Consider the following 22,755-nt stretch of genomic DNA (forward strand, 5'->3'; position numbering starts at 1 on the left):
TTTTTTCATGTTTTTTGGCTTCAATCATTGGTAAAAGCTATGTTTCGCCAGAACACAATTGACAAAACTTATATTGCCGAGGAGAACTCGAATTCACTCATCTTTCTAAATGCTGTTTTCTCACTTTTTCAGCAAGCCCTAGCTAAAGCGGGTATTGGGTTTATTTTTGCTTTCGACTCTGACACGAAGCCGGAAACCCTAAAAAACGTCCGCTACCACGAAGCAAAGCTCACAAAAGTCCTAAAATCCTACGATTGCTCGGTACTATCGGTTACAGGTGACTGGGAACCGGGCGAGAAAGGGGAAACAAAAGGTATGGATGATTTCATCAACAAAAATGGGATTGAGGCTTTTAGAGCAATTCTGATGAAAGCGACAGAGCGTGACACTGAATCACCTGTGTCAGGCGATAGCGGTTCACTGAGCAAGTCCAAAAAACCACCCACCCCCCGTGGGATTGCAGCACAACTGGCTGAAGAGTATCGACCCCACTGGAAGTACCACGAAGAACAACAAACGTGGCGGGGATGGACTGGCAAGTGTTGGGAAAAGATAAAACCAGGGCCGTTTAAAAGCCTGATTGTCACTACGTTGGACGCAAAGGGCGTAAACTACGGCGGGATTGAATACGTTAATAACGTCATTGAGATGCTTAAGTGCTACTTGCGGGAGGTTCACTGGCAAACGTGGGATAAGTCCCGATACGTCAATTTTGAGAACTGCGTACTCAACGGCGATACCCTTGAAACCTTGCCACACTCACCCGGCATGGGGTTTACTTCCTATTTACCCTTTCCCTACCAGTCTCTAACGGGCGATTTAAGCGCCCCTCTGCAAGCGTTAAAGGCAAATTGCCCCAATATCCACCAGTTCTTCCAGACGGTGATGCAGGGTGACGCTAAAAAAATATTTAAGCTGCTGGCAATCATCAACAGTTGCCTCCGGTTTAACTTTTACGGATATCAGCAGTTTGTTCACTTTATTGGGGTTCCGGGTTCCGGTAAGGGTACTGGCGCGCGGTTGATGGAGAAAATTGTAGGGAAGGGCAATCACCAGCCATGTAGCCTCGAAAGTCTCAAAGACGGCTCAACCATTGCCAGCATCATTGATAAGCAATTGGTGGTTTTTGGGGATGAGCGTAAACCTGTGGGTGTTGACTCCATCCTCCGGCTAACTGGCGGTGATAGCGTCAATTACCGGGAAGTGTACCAGCCAGCAGCAAGTGCACACTTTTATGGACTACTCCTTATCTGTAGTAACGACCCAATATTTATGGGAAACACCACCGGGCTAGAGCGGCGCTTGTGTCTGGTTAATTTTGAAAACGCCATCCCAAAGCACTTGCGGAACTCGGAGATGGAAGCCAGCTTTGATGGCGAGATAGCGTCATTAATAGCGATCGCTCTTTCCCTACCTAGCAGCGAGGTAAAGCAGGCAATTCAGGGCATAGGCGATGCTGAGATTGCCGATTTCAAGGCGGCTGAATGGGATATGAAGATACGAATGGACAGCCTCGCGGCGTTCTTCGAGATGGAGCTAATTGTCGAGGACGGCGCACAAATCCGTGCGGGCGATCTGTTTGACAGTTATAAAGATTTTTGTGAGGAAATTAAAAAACCTGCGATGAGCCTGACAACTTTTTCGCCGGGTTTGGAGAAACTTTGCACGGAACTGCACCTACCAGTTGTTCGCGATCGGAGTGGTCGCCACGTCACTTTTGTCGGTTTAAGGTTGAGAGGTAAAAATGACTATCACCCTACCTACTCCCAACAATTAGCAGTGCTTTGCAGGACTTCTGACAGCACTAGCAGCACTTCTGCAGGACTTGGTGCAGGACTTCCACCCATACAGGATATAGCTTTGCAGGACTTGCAGGACTTACCCTCAAACATTTTGGGAAATTGTGAAAACACCGAGAAAACAGAAAGTGCAGTTCAAAAAAATCAGGAAAAATTAGAAGTAAAGGAAGTTACCCCCCCAAGTCCTGCAAGTCCTGCAAACCCCTTGCCTAGTAAGGCTTCAAGTCCTGCAACAAGTCCTGCAACAAGTCCTGCAGGCTCCCTGCAAAGTGCTGCAAACAAACGTTGGGCTAGCAAACTGGCTGACGAGATGCGGGAGGCTATTGCTGAGAGCGACCGCGAGAAGGCAAAGGAAATTATGGATCGAGTTGCCTCGTCCGCTCCTCAAGTCCGAGGATTTTTTGACAAGTGCCTTAGTCAAGACGAAAAAGTCAAAATCCGCTTGTTGAAAAATTCTAATTCGGTGTCCGAGCCAGTGGCAGCCAAGCAAACCCATCTTGCCATCGGCGACTTGGTGGAAATTACGCTAAGAAGCGACTACCAGGGGCAAAAAGGCGAGATTGTTGATATTGGGTATGGGAGTGCAGAAACTGACTACTACGTGGGGCTTGAGAATGAGAAGGTGATTCTTTCTGTTCCGAGGGATGAAGACCAGTTCACTTACTTGAGAAAACTGGAACAGTAGCACTCGGTACTAGCGTAAGGCTCTCCTGCGATATTTTCACCTGACACAAGTGATTTAATACTTGACAGAACTAAGGCAACCGTGTCAAGCTGTTAACAGTAAATCACCTGACACAAGTGAAATAACTAGAAATATCAATGATGCAAGCTTAGCTAACCTCAAGCACTATGAGGGTAAATGGAAGCACGGGCAAACTCGCACCATCCGAGTGCCAATTGTTCTAGCTGATCGGGTGCTGGCTCTAGCCAGACAGCTAGACAGCGGAGAATCGCTTGACACGAGTGATTTACCTGATGCTGCTGCCTTGCTCAACCAGTTGAAAGCCAAGCGCAAAAAGTCCACCGCATCACTCGCAGATGTGCAAGCAATCTTGGATATGTTGGGTAGTTTGTTGCCTTAACTCACCTCTCATCCAATGGCACGGGAGTGCAATCGTATTAATCCACACTATGCACATCTTGTGATTGTAGGTTTTCGGGTTCCGACCGGGAGAGCCAACCGCTCCTCAAAACCGAACAGTCTAAATGAGAAAATCATTTGACACAACGGCAAACAGGTTAGCATTCTCCAGCTTAGCCGCCTAACACGGGCGGCTATTCGTGAAAAAGCAAGATAGGACAGACAAGATAGGGAATAAGCTAGAAGATTGATAGAAGAGTTCGCTTGTAAGCGAGTATCAGGTAAGGGAGACTGAGGCAAGCAAACATATCTCAATAGGGTTCAAAAACCCCCTAAAATGGCTGTTTTGCTAGAGTGCTGATAGAAAACTGGTAATTAGACTCTGAAAGTATTGGTAAATGGTAAGTATATGATAGTTGTAGAAAACGTATCAAAACACTTTGGCAGTTTCCAAGCACTCGATCGAGTCAGCTTAGAAATTGAATCCGGTTCCCTAGTCGCATTGCTGGGCCCGTCTGGTTCCGGCAAGTCTACGCTGCTGCGGCTGATTGCCGGTTTAGAAATGCCCGACTCCGGCAAAATCTGGCTGACAGGCCAAGATGCCACCAATACTAGCGTCCAAGACCGCAATATTGGGTTTGTGTTTCAGCACTACGCGCTATTCAAGCACATGACAGTGCGAAAAAACATCGCTTTCGGCATGGAAATTCAGAAAATACCGCCGGCGAAAGTCAAATCCCGGGTAGAAGAATTGTTGAATTTAGTGCAATTGGGAGGATTGGGCAATAGATACCCGTCGCAACTTTCAGGAGGCCAGCGGCAGCGGGTGGCCCTCGCCAGAGCCCTGGCTGTGGAACCGAAAGTGTTACTGCTAGACGAACCTTTTGGAGCTCTCGATGCCAAAGTTCGCAAAGATTTGCGTGCTTGGTTGCGGCGACTTCATGACGAAGTTCACGTTACCACAGTCTTTGTGACGCACGATCAAGAAGAAGCGATGGAAGTTGCCGATCGAATTACGGTAATGAATAAAGGTAAAATCGAACAGGTAGGGACACCCGCAGAAATTTACGACAATCCAGCGAGTGCTTTCGTAATGAGTTTTATCGGTCCCGTCAATGTATTGCCCAGCAGTTCGAGGATGTTTCAAGCCAACGGCTTTGAATCAGCGCACCCGGAGATTTTCTTGCGCCCTCACGACGTACTAATTGAAACTACAGAAAATAGTGCCACAGTGCCTGCAAGAATCAGTCGCTTGATTCATTTGGGATGGGAAATTCAGGTAGAATTAACCTTAGATGACGGTCAAGTAGTAAACGCTAATTTGACGAGAGAAAGATTCGATACCTTGCACTTGCAGCCCCAGCAAAGAGTGTTCGTAAAGCCGAAAGATGCCAAGTCGTTTCCACTTTTTTATTCAATCTGATACCAATTCTGCAAACTACAGCTAAATTGTGATTGGATACCAAACTTAAAGGGACACCGCGCCGTGCCGTGTCCCTAATCTTTTATACTGACAACTGTCCCCTGACTACTGCGCGCTGAGTTAGTTTTTGATGTCGCTGACAGCTTTTTTGACCATTTGCTCAAAGGATGTAGTGCTTGTGTTGGAAGGATTTTTCATTTTGTCAATGTCAGCGGCTCCCTGAACTTCGTTGGGTCCTTCGCTAGCTTTTTTTTGAGTTTCTTCCAAGGACATCGGTTTTTTCAGGACAACTTCTTGAGATTCTTTTTCAATACCCAAAAGTTTGTCTTCACCTTTGGTGGGGCTGCTGGTAATGGCAAAAGCCGGGAAAGCATTAGACACAAACATCAAGGCACAAAAACAAACAGCTATTAAAGTGCGAACTAAACGCTTGGCAGGGAAGTTAAAGCCGATCAAAGACATAAACGATTTCTCCTTTTTTACAAGTTTTAATGACTGAAATTGTTGACAATTTGAGATGCAATCAAGTCCAGCACATTTTTTAGCTCAAGTCTGATAAAAGCAACTGATATTACGAAGTTGAACTCTTGAAAATTGAGCTAATATATATTTAGCTGAAAAAGCTGGGCTTTGAAATCATTCTCAGGGAAGATTTTGATTTATGTCTTCCGCTAGTTGAATATTATTACGTCTTCCGCTAGTTGAATATTAGACTTATTGCATAAATCTTTGATCGATCGGGAAAGGGCAGATGCAACGCAGAGGCTTTTCAAGATAGGAGAGCGAATGCATACAATTCAAGTTAGCGAGAAATTATGCGTCCAAGACCGATCTCGAAAAAATGGTTTGACGCGCTAATTATAGCGTAAGGTGCGCGCGGCGCACCCTACAGATAGAAATTATGCGTCCAGGACTAAACTGAATTACTGCTGTCGCACGGGAACTTGACATTTTGCTAGATAAGTTTTAATTTCTCCTACACTGAGTTGACCGTAATGCAGCAGGGAAGCCAGCAGTGCAGCTTCTGCTTTGCCCTCAGTCACGGCTTCGTAGATGTGGTGACAGTTGCCGGCGCCGCCGGAAGCAATGACGGGAATTTCGACAATTTCGGCGATGCTTCGGGTTAATTCCAAATCGTAACCGGCTTGAGTGCCGTCCGAGTCCATGCTGGTCACCAGAATTTCGCCGGCGCCGCGCTGTTCGGCTTCCTTGGCCCAGGCGATGGCATCTTTGCCAGTATTTTCTCGCCCTCCGCGCACGTACAGGTCCCAACCAGGATTATCCGCATCTGGCCGTTTGCGGGCGTCGATCGCCACTACAATGCACTGATTACCAAATCGATCGCTCGCTTTGTCAATTAAACTCGGATCGCGGACTGCCGCCGAATTAATACTCACCTTATCAGCGCCTGCCCTCAATAAACTTTTAATCGTGTCTAAGGATTGGATACCGCCGCCCACCGTCAAAGGGATAAATACTCGATCGGCCGTTCGGTACACCACATCAATAATAATGTCCCGGTCTTCGTGAGTCGCGGTAATGTCCAGAAACACCAACTCATCCGCGCCCGCATCGTTGTAAACCTGAGCCATTTCTACCGGATCGCCAGCATCTTGAAGGTTGACAAAATTGACACCTTTGACCACGCGACCGGCTTTGACATCCAGACAAGGCAAAATTCTTTTCGACAACATAAAATTCTCGTGTTTCTAATTTATTGACCGCCGCAGCCAGTCCAAGGCTTGGTTGATATCTTCAAAAACATGAAGTAAAGCCACAAATCTTAAAGATACCTTGTGTTTAACAATTCTCGGTCTGAGCCGGAGAGCCATTTTCCAGTTTTTTGGGGCCCCCTCAGCATAAATAAAACTTGGCTCGCAGTGGAAGCCGTGAGATTACGTAGAATATGAGTAGATAGTTATATTTTTGGCAAGAAGCAGCAAATTTGACTCCCCAGATACATCTTTGGGGTGAAAAATATGACGCTTTCGCTTATGATCTAAAAATAACCACCTTCGCTGGCGATAGAATTGTGGTTTGGCAATCCTGTATCGAGCCGGTGCATCGATCGACTAAACAATTTTAGATTTGAGAACGGCCGATTTGAGGTTTTTTAGCAGCAATCTCAGTTATAAGCCGCGCGGTAAAGTTAAAATTTAAAGTCTAAAACCTCAAACCGGTTGACTTGATGTAGTTTCTAGGGCTGTGGTGACTTTGCAAGCCAATCCACATTTGGTACTTCGTACAGAAAAAAGCGGCAATCGCTACTTGTCGCTCTCCGGCAGCAATTGCTGGACAGTAGGGCGGAGCGATGACAATAATTTTGTACTGAGTGATCGCTGGATTTCCCGTAATCACGCGATGTTACAGCAAATGGAGACAGGAGAGTTCTACTTGATAGACTTGGGCAGCCGGAACGGTTCCTTTGTCAACGGGCGGCGCGTCAGTATTCCTGTCACGCTCAGAAATGGCGATCGGATTATTTTCGGTCAAACCGAATTGGACTTCTACAACCCAACCGCCGGCCACCGGCACAATCCAATACACGAGACAGACTCTGAAGATTTTACGGCGACTTTGACAGTGCGCAGCCTGATTAGCGTCATGGTAATGGACATCCGAGACTATACAATTTTGACTAGGCAACTAGACGAAACCCTACTCTCAGAAGTCATCGGTAATTGGTTCCGCAAAGCAGGACAGATCATTCGCGAACACGGCAGTTGGGTGGACAAATACATCGGCGATGCCATCATGGCTGTCTGGTTCCACAAAACCAGCGGTGTCAGCAGCGAGGAAATGATGAGGATTTGCCAAGCTTTAAGCGAACTGCACAAGGCAACAGACGAACTCAGCAGCCGTTACCCCCTGCCTTTTCCTTTGCGAGTCGGCGCCGGCATCAATACCGGTTATGCAATGGTGGGAAATTCTGGCAGCAGCGACCGATCGGACTATACCGCCTTGGGAGATACTGTAAACGCAGCATTTCGCCTGGAATCTTGCACCAAGCAACTCGGCAAGGATATCGCTGTGGGAGAAACTACCTACAAATACCTCACCCAATTGGGTGCCCAGGGCGCTTTCGAGGAGCACACCGTTACTTTGAAGGGTTACGACCATCCCAGTGTGGCTTACGGCGGTACTTATTCTGACTTGAACGCTTTTCTCAAAAGGAAAGGAAAGAGTTCTCGATAGCTAGAAAATTGGGCGCGGGGCAAAAATTAACCTTTAAAATGGCAGTCCCAGTTTTTAATTGGGAGGGCTTTTTATAAACTTGCCTGCGATGCCTCAATTTAGTCATTAGTCATTAGTCATTAGTCATTAGTCATTAGTCAACACTCAACAGTTAACACTCAACACTCAACAGTTAACACTCAACACTCAAAAGTTAAATCGGGCAATATATCATATATTGTCCGTGGTGTCAATAGGTAAATGTAAATTTTCTAACAGCCCTCTACCTGTTGCGGATTTATCTGAAAAACTGCATAAGCAAAATGGTAGTCTCTACATAAATGCTGTGTATGAAATTGGGAGACAAAACTTCATGAAACGATTGGGTCGTCTATTGGCAGTATTGGGCTTAGTGCTGGGCTGCTTTGCATGGGCTGGAGACCAAAGCGCGATCGCGGCGACCTTGAGCCGTATCGTCTTGCCATCATCCTCGCTCCTCGCTGTTGAAGCTCCGGTTAGAACCAATCGCGCCGATGAGAAGCTTGCCACAGAATACGGCAAAAAACTTGATTTGAACAACAGCGCCGTCCGGGACTTTCGCGAATTTCGAGGGTTGTATCCCACTTTAGCTCGAGTAATTATTAAGAATGCTCCTTACGAAAAAGTTGAGGACGTACTCAACATTTCAGACTTGACGGAAGCTCAGAAAAAAGTGCTGCAAGCTAACCTGGACAAATTCACTGTAACTGAGCCTGAATCAGTCTTTCTTGAAGGAGACAACAGGTTGAATAATGGTCTCTACGACTAGGTAGCAGCGGGCCTCATTTGAAGGCAGAAGTCATTGGGCAGAAGGCAAACGGCCGAAAGAAAAGATTTTTTTCTCTTAGGCTGATGACTTCTGCCTTTAATTTATCAAGACTTACTTTCAACCACCATTTGGCAAAAGCCGGTAAAAATTCCCTAGCTAGATTGAAATAAGCGGGTTCCCCAGATTCCTCTGTAGACTCAATTCTTTAATCTAAAATCTAAAATATAAGCTCGATCGACTGACATTAATTCAACTCCCCAGATTCATCTGTGGAGTCAATTCTAAAATCTAAAATCTAAAATCTAAAATCGACTGGCGGCAGACTTATGACTGACAAATTTGACGTATTGGTAATAGGTGCTGGCGCGGCGGGTTTGTACACAGCACTTTGCCTGCCAGAGCATTTGCAGGTGGGCTTGATCAATAAAAATACCCTGCCTGTTTCTGCTAGTGATTGGGCTCAAGGAGGGATTGCTGCGGCGATCGCCCCTGAAGATTCCGCAGCGCTACACGTTCAGGATACACTGGCTGCAGGAGCCGGTCTTTGCGATTTGGATGCGGTGAAATTTTTAGTTGAGGAAGCTGGTGCTTGCATTGACTCCCTGGTGAAAATGGGGGTTGCATTCGATCGCACCGGCCCAGATTTAGCCCTCACCCTAGAAGCCGCCCACTCCCGCCGCCGAGTGCTCCACGCCGCCGACACTACGGGCAAAGCCGTTATCAGTACGCTGACAGCAAAAGTATTGAGCCGTAAAAACATTCACCTCGTATCTCCTGCGTTTGCTTTGAGTCTGTGGCTAGACGAAACCGGGCGCTGTCAGGGGATTAGCTCGATTTGCGGCTCACAAGTCAAGTGGCTGCGGGCCCAAGCCGTGGTGCTGGCAACAGGTGGCGGCGGACAGGTTTTTGCTCAAACGACCAATCCGTCGGTAAGTACCGGGGACGGGGTAGCAATTGCTTGGCGCGCCGGGGCGCTGCTGCGAGATTTAGAATTTGTGCAGTTTCACCCGACGGCACTCAGCAAAGTGGGTGCGCCTCGGTTTCTCATTAGCGAAGCGGTGCGGGGAGAAGGAGCTCATTTAGTTGATAGTAAGGGATATCGCTTTGCTTTTGACTCTCACCCCAGCGGGGAACTCGCCCCTCGGGATGTTGTCAGCCGCGCAATTTTCCGCCACTTGCAGAAGACGGGGGAACCTCATGTTTGGCTGGATTTGCGCCCGATTGCGGTCGATCGACTGCGCTACAGGTTTCCGAATATTATTCAAGTGTGCGCTGACTGGGGAATTGATATTTTTTCCGAACCGGTGCCGGTGACGCCCGCGGCCCATTACTGGATGGGAGGGATTGTGGCTGACAAGTTCAACCAAACATCGATTCCGGGTTTGTACGCGGTGGGAGAAACTGCGAGCACGGGGGTACACGGCGCTAATCGGTTGGCGAGCAATTCGCTGCTGGAATGTCTGGTTTTTGGGGCGCAGATGGGACTTTTGCAGCTAGAAGGTGGAAAGACCAAAACACTCAAAGATGAGTTCGATGGCGGGGAAATCTTGGAAAAATCGATTTGTCTTCATGACATTGAGGCGATCGAAAAGTTGCGGGTAGAATTGCCGAATTTGGTGTGGCAGAGTGCGGGAATTTGCAGGGGACAGCGGGATTTGGAAAGTGCGATCGTCCAAGTTGAGATTTGGCGGCAAGAATTTGCCTCTTTGCCTTTGAGTCAAACTTTGCTGAAGTTGCGGCCTGGAAAAACCCTTGATTTCTCACTTGCGGATGAGGAAACCAGCCGGCTATTGCGAAATTGGGGAGAAGTTGGCAATTTATTAGATATCGGCTATTTAATTCTCAAAAGTGCGGCTTTTCGGACTGAAAGTCGAGGCGGACATTACCGACTTGACTATCCCCTCACCGATCCGGGTTGGTGCAGTCACACTTTAATCCAGAACACCAATTGGTACAAAGAAAGCGTTAGAAGCACACAAGGCCTATAAGTGTTCGGATTTAGTAACTGTTCCAAAAACTGCATTAGCATCTAGCACGTAGAGGACAGGATAGGCTTTTTGAAATACTCACCGACCTGAAGGTGCGGTGATTCTTGACGCTTCACAGGGTTCTGCTACCGAAGTAGTCTGACAATCCCTCTGCGCCCGTTTATAGTCGTGGCGATTCCCCATCCCGACTTTCTCTATGTTTCTAGAAGCATTTTTATCTCTATCTTGCTCAGTACCACAACTCACACAAAGCACTGAACGAATAGACAAATCGATTTTACCCCATTTAAAACCACAGTCCGCACAAACTTGGCTAGTAGGTTCCCACCTGCTAATTACTTGAAACTCTCTGCCAAACTTTTCAGATTTGGTTTCACAGAGAGTCCTAAACTCCCTCCATCCTTGCTGACTAATCGCCCTTGAGAGTTTTCGATTTTTCAGCATCCCTGACACATTTAAATCTTCCCAAATAATCACTTGGTTTTCGTTGACTACTTTGGTTGACAATTTGTGCAGGAAATCTTTACGGGTATCGGCAATGCGATTATGTAATTTAGCAATCTTGATTCGAGTTACGTTTCTTCTTTTAGAATCTTTTGGCTGACGGGCCTCTTTGCGTTGGAGTTTACGAACTTTTTGGTCTAACTTTTTATAACTAGGACTTTCAGCTTTTTCGCCATTGCTCATTACTGCAAAAGTTTTAATCCCTAAGTCAATTCCGATACTTGGGTTTTTCGCCTCAGATTGAATTGGTTGAACTTCTACGACAAAACTTAGGAAATAACGATTTGCACAATCTTTGATTACTGTGACGGAGCTAGGTTGAGATGGGAGGCTTCTTGACCATATTGGGTTGACAATACCAATTTGAGCTAAATAGACACCGCCGTTTTTAATGGAAAAACCTCCAATTCTAAATCGCGCCGATTGGCTATTTGTTCTTTTCTTTAATTTAGGATACCCAACCTTACGACCTTTCCGCTTTCCTTTGCAGGAGTTGAAAAAGTTCTTGAAAGCTACTTCTCTCATCAGTTACAGACTGCTGTAAAGGGATATTAGAAACTTCACTCAACCAAGCTCTTTCTTCGGTCTTTTTCGCCTGAGTTATCACTACTTTTTGTAGTTGGGCCGAACTTGGCTTTTTTTCGGACTGTTTACAGAGGGCTAGGCTATCGTTCCAGACTACCCGGACGCATCCAAACAACTGAGCTAAGCTCTGCTGCTGTTGACAGGTCGGGTAGAATCTGTATCGAAACCTTGCTTTCATGGTTATATTGATATTGGTCTGTACGCTTAATTATATGTTGGTTTGCAAGTAATGACAACTTTTACCGCAGGGAACGCCATTCGGTTACAGAACTTAAGATACACTTGGTCTGTGTGACAAAGTATCGTCGGTCTGTATTCACAGGTGAAAGTATTGATTTGATTGAAAAGTCGTTTCGAGAGGTGGCCCAAAAAATGAATTTTCAAGTGCTGGAATTCAATGGCGAAGGCAATCATGTTCACGCGCTGATTGAGTATCCGCCTAAGTTGTCTATCTCTCAAATAGTTAACGCATTAAAAGGCGTTTCTAGCCGTCGTTACGGACAGGCTGGACATAAGAAGCCCCATAAAGAAGCATTGTGGAGTCCTAGCTATTTTGCTGTTTCTGTAGGGGGTGCGCCCTTAGAAGCTTTAAAGGAGTTGATTAGAAATCAAGAAAAGCCGTCCTAGAAGGACGGGGCTTGTATCCCAATTTCTTGGCCATAATTAACGTATGCCTGCCCAAGAGCAACAAAGATTCGGAATTCTTGCTCTACATTTTATGACCGTAGTGAGTGTATCTCTGTATCAGGAATTGTGACCTGGGGACGTTGTGTTGACATATGTTTTATTAAAAATCCCGCGCAGTGTCAATAGCTGTGAGGCTACGGACTGCGCTTTTAACCGTTAATCGCTTTCCATCCCGTGTCTAAAGCTAGAGCCCACAAATCTCGTTGATGGTGAATGTCCGCGAGTAGGAAATTAAAAAATTGGGTTCACCGCGTTCCCGTACCGTCACTTTGGGGATTCCCGTTCGGGGGTGGTTCGTATTGTTTGGGGTAATTTGGAAACCTAGAGGTTTGTGCAAGTGTCCAAACCGTGGAGGTCGATCGATCTTTTGTTAAGTTGGTGGTTGAGTTGCTGGCAAGTCGAGTCGCATTTGCGGTGCCAACTGTATTTAGTTGCAGGCAGGCCGCCAGAGTTGCCGTTGTTGTGAGCTGAATCAAAGTACGCATAGTATTCACATCCTTATTCAAATCACTGCCCTAAGTGCACGTTTGTAGCACCTATTATATCTATCTATTTGCATATTTTGCCTGAGTTCTTTACATTTTCTTTAATTAACTTTCGTAAGTTTACGTCAACAATTTTAATTCAAGGCTTTTTAGCGATTTTAATTTGGTTTCCGGTGTCAAGTTGGGATTTTTGTAATATCTGTAACATTTAGCAATACTTCGGAAAGTTTTTGATTGCCCAATGTGAAATAAGGGTTTCAGGGCGATTAAACAATCAAGCTACCAACCAAAAATCAAGGGTTTCAGACTACGACATAAAAATAGTCCGGACTATTGATTTAGATGAGATGGCAATTTCCTCTCATAAGTTTTATAGGTTTGTAAGTCTATCTAATGACAGATGACAGATTATACTATTTATAGTATTTTATATTGCAATACTTCGGACATTTTTTGAACGGTTTCAAAAAGCTTACAGGGCTTACGGTTTCAGAATCGAGGTATGTTTTCTTTCGTTAGCTGCACATCGGGCGCCTGCAAATAATATCGCCCCCACGGTCTAATTAGGGTTTGAGGTGTAAAAATTACTCAAATTTTGTGGGAAGTTTTGACCTTTTAAATTAAAAAATTGAAGAGTTGGGAATGGCTTATGAAGCTCGTGGTTGGGAGCGTACCTACAGTTTCCTTATTTTTTTAACTGGTATTAATTAATAAAAGTGATATTGATTTTTCCCGCGTTCCTTAGCACGATACATCGCAACATCGGCATTCTTGACTAAAATCTCTGGATCTTGACCGTCAAAGGGATATAAACTAATGCCAATACTTGTAGTTACAGAAACTGTATGTTCTTCTAAAATAAAAGGCTGGATGATGCCGTCGCAAATTTTTTCAGCTACTTTGGCAGCTTCCTCGCGACCTGGAATTGCGGGCAGAATCACTGTGAACTCGTCGCCACCCAACCGCGAGATTGTATCGCTGCCCCGCAAACATTTTTTGAGCCGACTGGCAACTGTTTTTAAGAGTAAATCGCCCACATTGTGTCCGAGAGTGTCGTTGATTGACTTAAATCCATCTAAATCTAAAAACAGTAAAGCTACCAATTCCTGATTGCTGGAGGCTTTTTCTAGAGACTGATGCAAGCATTCGTAAAACCTTTTGCGGTTGGGCAAACCGGTGAGAGCATCGTGATCAGCTTGGTGGCTGAGTTCAGCATTTTTTTGTTCTAGGGCTTTTGCACGGAGTTGGCGCTCAGTAATATCTCTGATTGCTCCGACTAAAAATAGGTTGCCTGCAGCATCTTTATGCAGGGATCTTTTAGTCGCAATCAGATGCGTAATTCCGTCAGCGTCGGTAAAATATTCTTCATTTTCTCGCGGCTGGTGAGTTTGCAAGACTAATTCGTCTTGTTGCCAAAATATATCGGCTTCGCCTTGGGGAAATAAATCGTAATCTGTGTGGCCGGTCAAATTTTCTAAAGGATAGCCGATAAACCGACAATATGCCTGATTCAAAACAACCCAGCGGTGATTTCGATCTTTGACAAAAATCGGGTCTGGAATTGTATCGATTAGTGATTGTAAAAATTCTTTAGACCGTTTTAATTCTTCTTGTAAATGAGCCAGATAACCGACAACGGCGCAGCCAGAACCCAAAAGACTGAGGATTGCAGGAATTAACGGCAGCCACCAACCGGCTAAAAAAGCTAAGTATAAACTGCCGCTGAGACCGAGACAGATACTTGACAAACAGCAAGCCGATCGACCCAGCGATCGCAAATTCCAAGTTACACTTGCTCCCGCCCAAGACCAGAGTAAAATCCACAGCAACTCCGCAGCCTCTGGCCAGACATTGATACCCCCGCGCCCATCGAGGGCAGCACTTAAAATTTGGCTCAACAAATGAGCCTGAAGTTCGACTCCCGGTATTTGCTGGGGAGGAGCAAACCAACCGGAGCTGTAAGAATTTTGGTAAAAGTCTTTGAGGCTGGGGGCATTTGAGCCGATCAAGACAGCGCGCGATCGCACAAAATCAGCGGGTACTTTGCCAGAAAGCACGTCGCTCATGGATGCAGTGCGGAAACTGCCTCGCGGGCCGCGCAGGTTGGTCAAAATTTGATAGCCGCGGCTGTCGGCTCGAACGTAAGCACCGTCATGCGGTTGAAAAGGTCGAAAAACCCCCTTGCCTAACTGCAAGTATTTAGGATTGGCTTTTGCTGATTGAGGGGAAATTCCTTCGCTTTCGAGGTAACGCAAAGCCAGTTTCAGCGCGAAACTTTTATGAGTTTTGCCGTCTCCTGGCCAAGCGTAGAGCAAAGTTCGGCGCACTTTTGAGTCAGCATCGATGACAACATTGTTGAAACCGATTCGATCGAGCTTGTCAAGTACCGGAGGCGGCCGAACTCCGAACCTGGTTTGGTCTGGCATCAACTCAATGCCGATTAAGTTGGGAATAGTTTTAAACGTTTTGAGCAATTCGGCGTTACCCGGTTGAGTTGGCAAATCTCGGTAAACGTCGAGGCCGATCGCCCGCGGCTTGCCAGCGTGCAATTTTTGCAGCAATTGGGTCAATACAGCATCCGAAATTGGGTAGCCGTATTTTTGCAAGTCAGCTTCTTTAATTTCTACAATGACGATGCGCGAGTCAATGGGTTCGGCCGGCCGCCAGCGCACAAACTGGTCGAAAGCAGCCCATTCCCACACCTGAAAAAATCCGAACCAGCGCATTACAATGACCGTACCGGCAACTGCACTCGCAGTAATCAATACTCGGCGTTCTCGATCAAGGCATTTTTTGATAGTTTCTAGCATATTTTCGGGATTTTTTCCTCGCCCTTCCAGCATCTTAAGCTACTACTACATATAGCTTTTACATCTCCGGGGCGATCGGCTCAGTCGATTTTATATTTTATATTTTAGATTTTAGATTTTAGATTTTAGATTTTAGATTATCCAATTTTTTGGTTTTTCGGCGCGGGTGAGTCGATCGATTTTAGATTTTAGATTTTAGATTTTAGATTTTCCAATTTTTTGATTTTTCGGTGCGGGCGAGTCGATCGATTTTAGATTTTAGATTTTAGATTTTAGATTTTCCAATTTTTTGATTTTTCGGTGCGGGCGAGTCTATTTTTTATTTTTTATTTTTTGATTTTTCGATGCGATCGGGCTGCAACTGCAGAAACCGGGTTTCTCAACCAAAATATATCATTTCAACAATGAGTCGGGAAGCAGAAATCCGGTTTCTTGAGTTTTTTGTGTATAGCAGATGTTGAAGGAAGAAGGAATAAGAAAGACCGAAGTTGCTATCGACCGCAATGGTTTCAGCAATTAAGAACCTTCTCAAAGTCGGGCGCGGTTGCTATAGAGGTTTTTGGGTAGATGAGGTACATAATCAAACTTAAAAACCTTTGCAACAGGGGTTTCGGCCTTAGATTTTTGTGAGCGCCGCTATCTACCTAGTTTTTACTAATTTTTTATTGATTATAGATGCGAAATTTTAGATGAATTACCCAGCACGATACAACTATCAACTCTGCTAAAAATCCGGAGCTTTCCGGGCAATAAACCTAAAATCTGCCATCTATAATCTCAACCTTTGCTATCAGTTTTGAAAGTTTCGCGGGCCGGTGTAACCCGATAATTCAGCGAGTTTCTCCAAAGATTGCGTCCCGGAATAAAACTGACCTTTAATCTCCCAAGTCGGGAAACCTTTAATATTCGCAGCACCAGCTTGGCAAATTTCAGCGCGGGAATTTTGCCCCCTGGGATCGCATTCAAAATAATCAATTAGTTGGGCTGCTTCTTTGCCGAACAGCATTTTTTGCTCGTGGCAGTGGGGACACCAGTAAGCGCCGTACTCTTTAGCGCCGATTTCTCGGAGGTGGCGGGCCAAAGCAAGTTCTGCCGGGCCGGAGGTCGTAGTGACGGCAGGGGCTACAATTCCGGGAGTAGAGACAGAAGCAGCAGGTGACCTGACGCTGTTATAAAGTCCCAAGGCGCCGATCGAACTCACCATTGCCACCAAAATGCCTGTAAACACCAACTGTCCGATATCTTCCCACTCGCGCCCGACTAGCACCAGCACAAACAGCGACAGTGAAAGTACGGCGGAACTGATGCAATAAATGCACAGTTCCTTAATTTCAAAAGCCATCAAATACATCAAATAGCTGCTGAAAATTACCATCGCAGCGGTGATGATAAATAGCGCTTGCCAAGTTTTGTTTTCTAGTTGAGAGTGCAGTCCTTTATTGGTGTTGGGATTGACGGCTTTGGGAGCCAATGCCAGGATTGCTATGCTCAGGTAAGCCAGACAACCTAACAAACTTAAAGGCACAGTGCCAAAGACTGTAGCGTAGGGACTGTTGAGAACTTTGTCGCAGCCGCTGGTGGGACAAATGACCGAGCCTGTCGTGAATTTAGCGATCGTGAGATAGGCCGTTTCTACGACGCCGATGGCTGCGATCGCTCCCATCACAGTTCTCGACCAGCGATGAATCCAAGGGGTTGAACGTCGGCGAATCATTTTTTGATTTGGTAATTGGTAATTGGGAATTGTTGACAGTTGACTGTTACCTAATGACTGATGACTCATAACTGATGACTACTGCCAACTGCCAACTGCCAACTGCCAACAGTCAACTGTCAACAATTCCCATTTTACGTTTTACTTGTGACTTTGCCCGGTTCCGGTGTTGGCCCTCTTGAGCCATTAGCGTCTCTGTTTTCCTGTTCGCGCTCTTTCTGTGACAAGCTGCGGCGGGCGGCTTCTACAAACTGACTGACGCGGATCGGATCTATCGGCTGCTCGATGCGGCCGTTTCGCTTCAGGGAACTCGATACAATTACGCCGTCAGCGGCCTGCATGAGGGTGGAAATGTTTTCCCACGAGGCGCCGCTACCGATGAAAACTGGAATTCCTGCCGCTGCTGCACTCGCGAGTTCTAAGTCTTCGAGATTGGGAGGGCTGCCTGTTGTCCAACCGGAAAGGATCACGGCGTCAGCTAAAGCGCGCCCGATCGTCTCTTGGACGGCTGTTGTCAAGTTGGGGCTGCCTAAGGGTCGCCCGTGCTTGACTAACACGTCTGCTAATATTTTGACATCGCTGCCCAATTCCCGGCGGTAGCGCAGTAGCTGGTGAGCTTGGCCTTCAATTAAGCCTTGGTCTGTAGCCATGATGCCGTTGAGGACGTTGACGCGGATGAATTGAGCACCCGTACAGGAGGCGATGGCGATCGCGCTGTGGGCGTCGTTTCGCAGGACGTTAATGCCGATCGGCAGCGTCACGAGATTGGTTAGCCTCTCGACTACCAGAGTCATGGCACTTACCACAGCCGGATCTACGCTGTCTTTGGCAAAAGGAGCGTCGAAAAAGTTCTCGACTATGATACCGTTTGCGCCACCCGAAGCCAGCGCTGTAGCCTCTTGCTCGGCTCTTCCGATAATAGCTTTGAGGTTTCCGCCCCAGCGGGGAGAAGTTGGCAAAGGCTGTAAATGTACGACACCGATTATGGGATTCGGCGTTTTGAATATTTGTTTTAAGTCCACGGATTTTCCTGAAACCACCAAGTTCACTGACGGCTGACGGCGGATTTTGACGGTATATTCTAGAATTCTATAGCAAATATGCTGAGAACCCCGTGTCTTTAGACCGGGGATGAAAGCTAGAGGCAGGCTTTAGCCTGCAAGTTACCTTCCATTGCTTTGCTTGTCGTTAGACTCTACAAAATGCTACTCTATTTTCTAGAGCCAGGGAAAACGAGCAATGTTAAACCTTAGTTACGAGTACAAATTGAAGCCAACCGCAGAGCAAGCTCAAGAAATTGAGCGGGTTCTAACGGTTTGTCGCAAGGTTTGGAACTACGCTTTGCGGGAACGCAAGGACTGGATCAACTCTCGTAAATGTGCGGTCAATGCTTGCTCGATTTCTAAGGAATACATCATTCCGCTTGATGCAGCTTACCCAAATTATTTGCAGCAAAGCAAATCATTGACAGAAGCAAAAGAGCAAATCCCAGAGCTAAAAACTGTCAACGCTCAAGTACTCCAACAAATCTTAAGACGACTGGAGACAGCTTTTGTGGATATGCAGCGCAAAGGAATGGGTTTCCCAAGGTTTAAAAACCTGTATCGGATGAGGTCGTTTGTATTCCCGCAAATGCTTAAAAATTGCATCCAAGGGAATTCGATTAAGCTTCCTCAACTGGGTCAAGTGGAACTCATTAAGTCTAGGGAGATACCAGACGGGTTTGTAATCAAGCAAGCTCGGATAGTTCGCAAGGCTTCAGGGTATTTTGTCGTGATGTCACTGAGGTGTGATGTTAACGTGCCCGACCCTGTAGCATCGGGAAATCCAATAGGGATCGATCTTGGTTTGGATCAATTCTTGGCAACATCTGATGGTGAATTAGTTAAACGTCCCAAGTTTTTGAAGACCAAACATCGCAAGCTGAAATTGCTGCAACGTCGGTTAAAGAACAAGAAAAAAGGGTCTAACAACCGCCACAAGCTAAACAGAAAGATAGCTAGACATCATCAGCATATTGCCGACACCCGCAAAGATTGGCATTTTAAGCAAGCTAATCATATTTGTGACCAGGCCCGAATGGTATTCGTCGAAGATATCGATTTCAGGGTTTGGGCTAAAGGGATGTTTTGCAAGCATACGCTAGATGCTGGGTTTGGCCAATTCGTGTCAATACTGCAATGGGTTTGCTGGAAACGAGGCGTATATTTTGGCAAGGTGAATAAAGATTACACCTCGCAGGTATGCCCTCAATGCGATACGCACACAGGTAAAAAGGAGCTCAAAGAAAGACTCCACCAATGCCCTGAGTGTGGTTACACGACGCATAGAGACGTAGCAGCCGCTCAAGTTATCCGAAATCGCGGATTGTCTGAGGAGGGACGCTTCTTGGACATTAAAGAAAATGCTTGTGGAGACGGTCTGACGGGGACTGGCAACGGTCTAGTTAAGAGTCGCGGAAGCAAGAAGAAGAAAGCTTGAGGGTGTGGCCCCGGCCCACCCTCAAGCAGCCTTTAAGAATCCCCGCGCTGGTCTGCCGGGGAGTACGTCAAATCCACGGGGGCGATTCGGATGACTCGATCGCGCGACCAACTTGCTAAAACCCCGAATTCAGCAGCAGTTTTTCGTTTTCGATCGAAGTTAATTGTTAAAAGTTGTTCTGATAATTTTGGCTGTCACCTCCGGATTGTGGGCAGCAATCGAAGTGTTGCTGCGCGTGCTGCTGGGTTTTGGCAATCCCTTGATTTACATTGCCGATGCCGAGTGTGGCTATTTGTTGGCGCCCAACCAGAGGGTGCGCCGCTTGGCTAACCGGATTGAGATTAACGAGTATTCGATGCGTAGCGGAGCGATCGCCCCGACACCCCCTCCAGGAACTCTGCGCGTCTTGCTGTTGGGAGATTCTGTCGCCAACGGCGGTTGGTGGACACATCAGACAGATACGATCTCGGAAATTATGGCTCGGGATTTGAGACTGCAAGTACAGAATCTGGCGAGCGATGCACAATTAGGTTCACAAGTCAAATATTCAGATTTTGAAGTTCTCAACGCCTCAGCCAATTCTTGGGGACCGAGGAATCAACTTGCTTACGCCAAGCGGTTCGGTGTTTTTGGGGCAAATGCTGTGGTGTTGCTGCTCAATACGGACGATTTTTTTGCATCGGCTCCCTGTCCTCTGGTTGTGGGGCGCGATCGATCTTACCCGGATCACAAACCCCGATCGGCTACGCTAGAGTTATTGAGCCGCTATCTGCTCCCTGCTGTGCCGACTCCCCAATTGGCAGCACCCGGAGCCACAAGCGGCGATGTAGTAGGCTGCAACTTAGAAGCTATTCGCCAAATCCAGAAAATAGCTGTATCCGCCAACGTCGAGTTTTTGCTAGCCGTCACACCCAAGCGAGGCGAATTCGGCGGCACGGGCCCTCGCGACTGGGAAGTCAAGGCTAGAGCGCGTCTCGCCGAACTCGTCGAAACAGAGAAAATTACTTACATAGATTTTCTTCCGATTTTCAATTGTGGGGCCGAACTTCCAACTTTGTATCGAGACAGCATTCACCTCAGTCCTCAAGGAAATCAGCTAGTGAGCAAAACCATCTGTCGTCAAATAGTCGCTCTTTTTTGGCTTGACACTCTCCGGCCTTAAGGCACGGGGATTCTTAAGACATTTCAGTCTTAATATCCCTATAGCTAGGGTTCCCAGGCTGACTACTCTGGGCACTACCGGTGCGTAGTCATATCTCCTCAAAAATGTTTTGGGCGTAGACTTTCCCCCAGTCCGGGGGTAGGTTTTTACATCTTGTCTGATTTGGTTATTCTACCATCTTCATTTGTTAAGATGGATTTGTTATTTTACTTAACAATGGAAAAAAGCCGTCCTACAAGGACAGGGTTTTCAACCCAATTTTCTGATAAATCCTAACCTCACCTCAAGACGGACAATTGCCCCCGACTCGTGTTGTGGAGAGCAAAAAAAATTAAACCTTAGTTCAAGCCCCCAGATTCATCTGCAGAGTCAATCTAAAGTCTAAAATCCTTCGACGCTCGCGCGAATCGAGTGAGCGCGGCTCGACGCTCGCGCTCGCCGAAATGCTCACTCACGCCCCCGTCTCAAATCTCAAATCGACTGACATCGAATCCGGTTGCATGGGAACAGTTACCGTCTTCAACGAACAACAACCCCAAACTGTAAAAGCACCCGGAAACGACACGATTTGTCTCAATTTAGCTAACTTGCAAAGTAGACTCTAGCTCTTTGGGATACCAAGCTTGACCGTCGAGAGCCATTTGCTCGATCGAACTCGCAAGCCGCAGAGCTTTGAGAGCTTGTTCTCCTCCCACAGAAGGCTGATTTCCACCCCGCACGCAATTAATAAAATGCTCCAATTCTGCGTGGAGCGGTTCAATATTGCTGGTGTAAACTTTCTCGATCAACCCATCTTGACGGTAAAGCACCTGACCGTAATCCGTCACGTAATTGGCGGTTGTTTGCCGGTGAATCAAGATTTCGTTGTTGAGAAAATCTGCCTCTGTCAGAGAATTCTTACAGTGAGCCACGATTGAACGGAGTTTGCGGTGCGTCACCTTACTGGCAGTCAAGGTGGCCACAATGCCGTTAGCAAAGTTCAGCGTCGCTGTCACATAGTCTAAATAACCTGAATCTGAGGCCCTGCTGCCGCTGGCCGTCAGCTTCACCACTTGGGAATCTGCCAATTCCAGGAGCAAGTCGATGTCGTGGATCATTAAATCCAAAACTACCGATACGTCGTTAGCCCGCTGGGAATACGGACTCATCCGGTGAGCTTCCAATGCCAGTAACTCTTCAGTTTTCAGCACTTTGCCGAGTTCCTGAAAAGCTGGATTGAAGCGCTCGATGTGACCCACTTGTAAAATCCGGTGGGCCTCAGCAGCCGCGTTGACCAAAGATTCGGCTTCGGCAATGCTAGCTGCGATCGGCTTTTCAATTAAAACGTGAACACCCGCTTGGAGACAAGACATCCCCACAGGGTGGTGCAGGCGAGTTGGAACGGCGACGCAAACTGCATCTACGTGGGCGAGCAAATCCCGGTAGTCTTCAAAGAAGCGAACCCGGTATTTGCTTGCTACATCTATTCCCCGCTCTACATTTATGTCTGCAACACCCACGAGTTCGATATCTTTTAGCAAGCTCAGAACTCGCGTGTGGTGCTGGCCCATATTGCCAACCCCAATCACCCCAATGCGGAGGGGTTCAGGTTGACTTCGCTGGGCGAAAACGTTTGCGTATCCCAATGACATCCTATCTAGCACTCCTGGATTCTCCTCCACCACCACAGGAATCAAGCCCCTTGGCTTCCCTCAGCTACTCACAGCCATCCAGATAGTACCACAGTCAAACTATTTGTGAAGAATTTCTAAGTTCAGTTGCGATTATCGCCTCAGACAATCAAGCATCCGCGAATCCTACACAAGGGCAGTATACTGGGGTCGAGTTTCAGGTAATTACGTATTGACAAAATTACTTAAATATGCTAAATCGGCGATCATCCTCCGCATCGCTACAACACAAATCAGTCGGAATATTTTTCCGGGATGCTCAAACATTTGTCTTGTTTAGCGGCAAAAGCAATAGTTGCCAAGTAAAAAATGATACAAAATTCAGCCGTAAGAACACCCATAGTAGTAGGGGTGTTGACATTTGGCAATGTTTGAATTCCC

At 46.7% G+C, this 22,755-nt stretch carries 18 protein-coding genes; 9 read left to right on the top strand and 9 right to left on the bottom strand.

What is annotated here, in order from left to right; all coding sequences use genetic code 11:
- The 3 genes from ACUVJL_RS24265 to ACUVJL_RS24275 form a co-directional block, all read left to right on the top strand.
- Positions 1-2,484 (top strand): DUF3854 domain-containing protein (locus ACUVJL_RS24265; RefSeq protein WP_445248176.1); only part of this gene is annotated, 2,484 nt, incomplete at its 5' end.
- 61 nt (positions 2,485-2,545) lie between these two features.
- Positions 2,546-2,884: a hypothetical protein gene (locus tag ACUVJL_RS24270; protein WP_445248177.1), complete on the top strand. Its 339-nt coding sequence runs from the start codon at positions 2,546-2,548 to the stop codon at positions 2,882-2,884.
- Positions 2,885-3,292: 408 nt separating this feature from the next.
- Positions 3,293-4,306, top strand: coding sequence for a sulfate/molybdate ABC transporter ATP-binding protein (locus ACUVJL_RS24275; RefSeq protein ID WP_445248178.1), 1,014 nt, complete (start codon positions 3,293-3,295; stop codon positions 4,304-4,306).
- 120 nt (positions 4,307-4,426) lie between these two features.
- Here the strand turns inward: ACUVJL_RS24275 and ACUVJL_RS24280 are convergent, their stop codons facing one another.
- Together ACUVJL_RS24280 and hisF are read right to left on the bottom strand one after the other, a co-directional pair.
- On the bottom strand, positions 4,427-4,768 hold the full coding sequence (locus ACUVJL_RS24280) for a low temperature-induced protein (RefSeq protein ID WP_445248179.1): 342 nt from the start codon (positions 4,766-4,768) through the stop codon (positions 4,427-4,429).
- 461 nt (positions 4,769-5,229) lie between these two features.
- On the bottom strand, positions 5,230-6,000 hold the full coding sequence (gene hisF, locus ACUVJL_RS24285; RefSeq protein ID WP_445248180.1) for an imidazole glycerol phosphate synthase subunit HisF: 771 nt from the start codon (positions 5,998-6,000) through the stop codon (positions 5,230-5,232).
- 511 nt (positions 6,001-6,511) lie between these two features.
- Here hisF and ACUVJL_RS24290 point away from each other — a divergent pair.
- The 3 genes from ACUVJL_RS24290 (at position 6,512) to nadB (ending at position 10,276) form a co-directional block, all read left to right on the top strand.
- Positions 6,512-7,501: an adenylate/guanylate cyclase domain-containing protein gene (locus ACUVJL_RS24290; protein ID WP_445248181.1), complete on the top strand. Its 990-nt coding sequence runs from the start codon at positions 6,512-6,514 to the stop codon at positions 7,499-7,501.
- Between the two features lie 352 nt (positions 7,502-7,853).
- Positions 7,854-8,288, top strand: a complete 435-nt coding sequence (gene psbU, locus ACUVJL_RS24295; RefSeq protein WP_445248182.1) for a photosystem II complex extrinsic protein PsbU — start codon at positions 7,854-7,856, stop codon at positions 8,286-8,288.
- Between the two features lie 326 nt (positions 8,289-8,614).
- Complete coding sequence (gene nadB / locus ACUVJL_RS24300) at positions 8,615-10,276, top strand: L-aspartate oxidase (protein WP_445248183.1); 1,662 nt, start codon at positions 8,615-8,617, stop codon at positions 10,274-10,276.
- 78 nt (positions 10,277-10,354) lie between these two features.
- Here nadB and ACUVJL_RS24305 read toward each other — a convergent pair whose 3' ends face one another.
- Together ACUVJL_RS24305 and ACUVJL_RS24310 are read right to left on the bottom strand one after the other, a co-directional pair.
- Positions 10,355-11,305, bottom strand: a complete 951-nt coding sequence (locus tag ACUVJL_RS24305; protein ID WP_445248184.1) for an RNA-guided endonuclease InsQ/TnpB family protein — start codon at positions 11,303-11,305, stop codon at positions 10,355-10,357.
- Complete coding sequence (locus ACUVJL_RS24310; RefSeq protein WP_445248185.1) at positions 11,244-11,543, bottom strand: helix-turn-helix domain-containing protein; 300 nt, start codon at positions 11,541-11,543, stop codon at positions 11,244-11,246. The genes ACUVJL_RS24305 and ACUVJL_RS24310 overlap by 62 nt, the downstream gene beginning before the upstream one ends.
- A 32-nt stretch (positions 11,544-11,575) precedes the next feature.
- Here ACUVJL_RS24310 and tnpA point away from each other — a divergent pair, with 32 nt between their 5' ends.
- Positions 11,576-11,992: an IS200/IS605 family transposase gene (tnpA, locus tag ACUVJL_RS24315; protein WP_445248190.1), complete on the top strand. Its 417-nt coding sequence runs from the start codon at positions 11,576-11,578 to the stop codon at positions 11,990-11,992.
- A gap of 305 nt (positions 11,993-12,297) precedes the next feature.
- Here the strand turns inward: tnpA and ACUVJL_RS24320 are convergent, their stop codons facing one another.
- The 4 genes from ACUVJL_RS24320 to btpA form a co-directional block, all read right to left on the bottom strand.
- A complete protein-coding gene (locus tag ACUVJL_RS24320; RefSeq protein WP_445248186.1) occupies positions 12,298-12,537 on the bottom strand; it encodes a hypothetical protein in 240 nt (79 codons plus the stop codon).
- Positions 12,538-13,244: 707 nt separating this feature from the next.
- Complete coding sequence (locus ACUVJL_RS24325) at positions 13,245-15,380, bottom strand: CHASE2 domain-containing protein (RefSeq protein WP_445248187.1); 2,136 nt, start codon at positions 15,378-15,380, stop codon at positions 13,245-13,247.
- 757 nt (positions 15,381-16,137) lie between these two features.
- Complete coding sequence (locus ACUVJL_RS24330; RefSeq protein WP_445248191.1) at positions 16,138-17,061, bottom strand: vitamin K epoxide reductase family protein; 924 nt, start codon at positions 17,059-17,061, stop codon at positions 16,138-16,140.
- A 134-nt stretch (positions 17,062-17,195) separates the two neighbouring features.
- Entirely contained in the window at positions 17,196-18,083 is an 888-nt protein-coding gene (btpA, locus tag ACUVJL_RS24335; protein ID WP_333444309.1) for a photosystem I biogenesis protein BtpA, read from the bottom strand.
- Positions 18,084-18,300: 217 nt separating this feature from the next.
- On the opposite strand from btpA, the gene ACUVJL_RS24340 reads away from it, so the two are divergent.
- Positions 18,301-19,542, top strand: a complete 1,242-nt coding sequence (locus ACUVJL_RS24340; RefSeq protein ID WP_445248188.1) for an RNA-guided endonuclease InsQ/TnpB family protein — start codon at positions 18,301-18,303, stop codon at positions 19,540-19,542.
- A gap of 163 nt (positions 19,543-19,705) precedes the next feature.
- A complete protein-coding gene (locus tag ACUVJL_RS24345) occupies positions 19,706-20,704 on the top strand; it encodes a GDSL-type esterase/lipase family protein (RefSeq protein ID WP_445248189.1) in 999 nt (332 codons plus the stop codon).
- 578 nt (positions 20,705-21,282) lie between these two features.
- On the opposite strand, the gene ACUVJL_RS24350 is transcribed toward ACUVJL_RS24345, so the two are convergent.
- Complete coding sequence (locus ACUVJL_RS24350) at positions 21,283-22,335, bottom strand: Gfo/Idh/MocA family protein (RefSeq protein WP_015178266.1); 1,053 nt, start codon at positions 22,333-22,335, stop codon at positions 21,283-21,285.
- Positions 22,336-22,755 lie beyond the last annotated feature (420 nt).

Source organism: Microcoleus sp. OTE_8_concoct_300, from assembly GCF_031383065.1.
Classification (GTDB): domain Bacteria; phylum Cyanobacteriota; class Cyanobacteriia; order Cyanobacteriales; family Microcoleaceae; genus Microcoleus.